This window comes from Streptomyces prasinopilosus, assembly GCF_001419695.1.
GTDB classification, from domain to species: domain Bacteria; phylum Actinomycetota; class Actinomycetes; order Streptomycetales; family Streptomycetaceae; genus Streptomyces; species Streptomyces prasinopilosus.
The window spans coordinates 1-4,233 of sequence record NZ_LIRG01000946.1; the positions used below are offsets into that span (position 1 = coordinate 1).

Here is a 4,233-nt window from a genome sequence, read left to right on the forward strand (position 1 = left end):
GGAAGGCGGTGCGTCCCGGACGCACCGCCTTCCAGCGCGACCGCGCGCGCGTGCTGCACTCCGCGGCCCTGCGCCGCCTCGCCGGCAAGACGCAGGTCGTCACCCCCGGAGAGGCCGGCGGCGTCTGGGACACCAGCCCCCGCACCCGCCTCACCCACTCCCTCGAATGCGCGCAGGTGGGCCGGGAGCTCGGTGCCGCCCTCGGCTGCGACCCGGACCTGGTGGAGGCCGCCTGCCTCTCGCACGACCTGGGCCACCCGCCCTTCGGCCACAACGGCGAACAGGCGCTGAACGAGTTCGCCGAGGACTGCGGCGGCTTCGAGGGCAACGCCCAGTCGCTGCGCCTGCTCACCCGCATCGAACCCAAGCGGTTCGTCACCGATCCGCGCAGCGGCGACCCGGTCGGCGTCGGCCTCAACCTCACCCGGGCCGCCCTCGACGCCGCCACCAAGTACCCCTGGCCCCGGGGCGCCCACCCCACCGACCCGGCCTCCGCGAAGTTCGGCGTCTACGAGGACGACCGCCCCGTCTTCGACTGGATCCGCGAGGGCGCCCCCGAGGACCGCACCTGCTTCGAGGCCCAGGTCATGGACTGGGCGGACGACGTCGCCTACTCGGTGCACGACGTGGAGGACGGCCTGCACGCCGGCCACATCGACCCCAACGTCCTGCACGCCGAGCCCGAACGGCAGGAGGTCTTCGCCGTCGCCGTCGGCCGTTACACCGACGCCGGCACCGACCCGGCGGAACTCGCCGAGGCGCTCGACCGCCTCCTCGCCCAGGAGTGGTGGCCGCACGGCTACGACGGCACGGCGGTCGCCCAGGCCCGCCTGAAGGACGCCACCAGCCAGCTCATCGGCCGCTTCTGCCTGGCCGCCGAGGGCGCCACCCGGCAGCGGTCCGGCAGCGGCCGCCTCACCCGCTACGGGGCCGAACTCGTCGTCCCCCGGCCCATCCGGATGGAGTGCGCCGTCCTCAAGGCGGTCGCCGACCGGTACGTCATGCAGCGCGCCGAGCAGGAGCGGCTCCGCGCCGACCAGCGGATCGTCGTCCTCGAACTGGCCGAGGCGCTCACCGCCCGCGCCCCCGAGGGCCTGGACCCGCAGTTCCGCTCCCTGTTCGCGCAGGCCCCGGACGACCGCGCCCGCAAACGGGTGATCGTCGACCGGATCGCGTCCCTCACCGACGTCTCGGCCCGCTCGCTTCACGCCCGCCTCACGGGGCAGGCGTGAGGCGGAGGGGGACGCCGGAGGGGCCGGCGGGACACCGCAGACGCGCGCTCGCCCGAAGGTGACCCTCCGTGGCCTGATCGGGCCACCCCCTCTTCCCGCATCACCCCGTGTGCGGGACGCTCGCAAGTGGCGGCACCCACGGTGTTTTCCCGAGGGTGTCCCCCCGGACCCACAGCAGGAGGCATCACGTGGTCGACGCGGACCAGACATTCGTCATCGTCGGAGGCGGCCTGGCGGGCGCGAAGGCGGCCGAGACGCTGCGAACGGAGGGATTCACCGGCCGGGTCCTGCTGATCTGCGACGAACGGGACCGCCCGTACGAACGGCCGCCGCTGTCCAAGGGCCTCCTGCTCGGCAAGGAGGAACGCGACAGCGTCTTCGTGCACGAGCCCGCCTGGTACGCGCGCCACGACATCGAGCTGCACCTCGGCCAGACCGTCGACGCCGTCGACCGCGCCGCGAAGACCGTCCGCTTCGGCGAGGACGGCACCACCGTCCACTACGACAAACTGCTGCTGGCCAACGGCGCCGAGCCCCGCCGCCTGGACATCCCGGGCACGGACCTCGCCGGCGTCCACCACCTGCGCCGCCTCGCGCACGCCGAACGCCTCAAGGGCGTCCTGGCCGCCCTCGGCCGGGACAACGGCCACCTGGTGATCGCCGGCGCCGGCTGGATCGGCCTCGAGGTCGCCGCGGCGGCCCGCGGGTACGGCGCGGAGGTCACCGTCGTGCACCGCGGGCGGACCCCCCTGGACTCCGTCCTCGGCCCCGAGCTCGGCCAGCTCTTCGCCGACCTGCACGGCGAGCACGGCGTCCGCTTCCACTTCGGCGCCACCCTCACCGGGATCGCCGGGCAGGACGGCGTCGTCCTCGCCGCCCGCACCGACGACGGCGAGGAGCACCCGGCGCACGCGGTCCTCGCGGCGATCGGCGCCGTCCCGCGCACCGGCCTCGCCCGGGCGGCGGGCCTGGACCTCGCCGACCCCGCGGACGGCGGCGGCATCCGGGTCGACGAGCGGCTGTGCACCTCCGACCCCGACATCCACGCCGCCGGCGACGTCGCCTCCTTCCCGCACGCCCTCTTCGACACCCGGATGCGCGTCGAGCACTGGGCCAACGCCCTCCACGGCGGCCCGGCCGCGGCCCGCGCGATGCTCGGCCGGGAGGTCGTCCACGACCGGGTCCCGTACTTCTTCAGCGACCAGTACGACCTGGGCATGGAGTACTCCGGCTGGGCGCCGGCCGGCTCCTACGACCAGGTGGTGGTCCGGGGCGACGCGGGCAGGCGGGAGTTCATCGCCTTCTGGACGAAGGAGGGCAGGGTGCTGGCCGGGATGAACGTCAACGTGTGGGACGTCACCGAACCGATCCAGCGGCTGATCACCTCCCGGGCCCCGGTGGACCCGGACGCCCTGGCGGACCCGCGCGTCCCGCTGGAGAGCCTCGCCCCCTGACCCGGCCCGCCGGCGCCGCACGCCCGGTCCCGCCCGGCGCCGGCGGCGGCGCGGCCGGCCCGCCGGCACCGCGCGCCGGACCGTCCGGCGCCGCCCCCGCACCCCGGGGCGGACACCTCCGGTCCGCCCGCCGGCGGACCGCCGTAGACTTCACGCGTGGCCGGACGGATCAACGACGAGGACGTGAAGGCGGTACGGGACGCGGTCCCGATCGACGCCGTCGTCTCCGAGTACCTCCAGCTGCGCAACGCCGGCGGCGGCAACCTCAAAGGCCTGTGCCCGTTCCACGACGAGAAGTCGCCGTCCTTCCAGGTGAGTCCGAGCAAGGGGTTCTTCCACTGCTTCGGCTGCCAGGAGGGCGGCGACACCCTCACCTTCGTGATGAAGATCGACCACCTCTCCTTCTCCGAGGCGGTCGAGCGCCTGGCCGCCCGGGCCGGCATCACCCTGCGCTACGAGGAGGGCGGCTACAACCCCGCCCACCAGCGGGGCGAGCGCATCCGCCTGGTCGAGGCCCACCGGGTCGCCGCCGACTGGTACATGGAGCAGCTCGCGACCTCCCCCGAGGCGGACACCGGCCGCGCCTTCCTCGCGGAGCGCGGCTTCGACCAGGACGCCGCCCGGCACTTCTCCGTCGGCTACAGCCCCCAGGGCTGGGACCACCTCACCCGCTTCCTGCGCGGCAAGGGCTTCACCGACAAGGAACTGGTCCTCTCCGGCCTCTCCCAGGAGGGCCGCCGCGGCCCCATCGACCGCTTCCGCGGCCGTCTGATGTGGCCCATCCGCGACATCGGCGGCGACGTCGTCGGCTTCGGCGCCCGCAAGCTGTACGAGTCGGACAACGGGCCGAAGTACCTCAACACCCCCGAGACGGCGATCTACAAGAAGTCCCAGGTCCTCTACGGCATCGACCTGGCGAAGAAGGACATCGCGAAGTCGTCCCGCGCGGTCGTCGTCGAGGGCTACACCGACGTCATGGCCTGCCACCTCGCCGGCGTCACCACCGCCATCGCCACCTGCGGCACCGCCTTCGGCGGCGACCACATCAAGATCCTGCGCCGTCTGCTGATGGACAACGGCTCGGCCCGCGTGATCTTCACCTTCGACGGGGACGCGGCCGGCCAGAAGGCGGCCCTGCGCGCCTTCGAGGACGACCAGAAGTTCGCCGCCGAGACCTACATCGCCGTCGCGCCCGACGGCATGGACCCCTGCGACCTGCGCCTCGCCAAGGGCGACGAAGCGGTCGCGGACCTCGCCGAGCCCCGCACCCCGCTCTTCGAGTTCGCGCTCCGCCACATCGTGGGCCGCTACGACCTGGACACCCCGGCCGGCCGCGCCGCCGCCCTCGACGAGGCCGCCCCCGTCGTCGCCCGCATCAAGAACAGCGGCGCCCAGCACGAGGTCGCCGTCCAGCTCGCCGGCATGCTCGGCATCCTCGACACCCAGTTCGTCGTCAAGCGGGTGGCGCAGCTCGCCCGCTGGGCCCGCGACCGCGGCGGCAAGGGCCCCGCCCCCGACGACCGGCAGCAGCGCGGCCGGGGCGGGGG

The 4,233-nt window shown here is 74.3% G+C and carries 3 protein-coding genes; all 3 read left to right on the top strand.

Annotation, left to right across the window (positions count from 1 at the left end):
- A partial coding sequence (locus tag AOK18_RS28855; protein WP_055696227.1) for a deoxyguanosinetriphosphate triphosphohydrolase occupies positions 1-1,232 on the top strand: 1,232 nt, incomplete at its 5' end.
- A 188-nt stretch (positions 1,233-1,420) separates the two neighbouring features.
- Positions 1,421-2,686, top strand: a complete 1,266-nt coding sequence (locus tag AOK18_RS28860; RefSeq protein ID WP_055696228.1) for an NAD(P)/FAD-dependent oxidoreductase — start codon at positions 1,421-1,423, stop codon at positions 2,684-2,686.
- Between the two features lie 156 nt (positions 2,687-2,842).
- On the top strand, positions 2,843-4,233 hold a 1,391-nt coding region (gene dnaG, locus AOK18_RS28865), incomplete at its 3' end, for a DNA primase (RefSeq protein WP_055696229.1).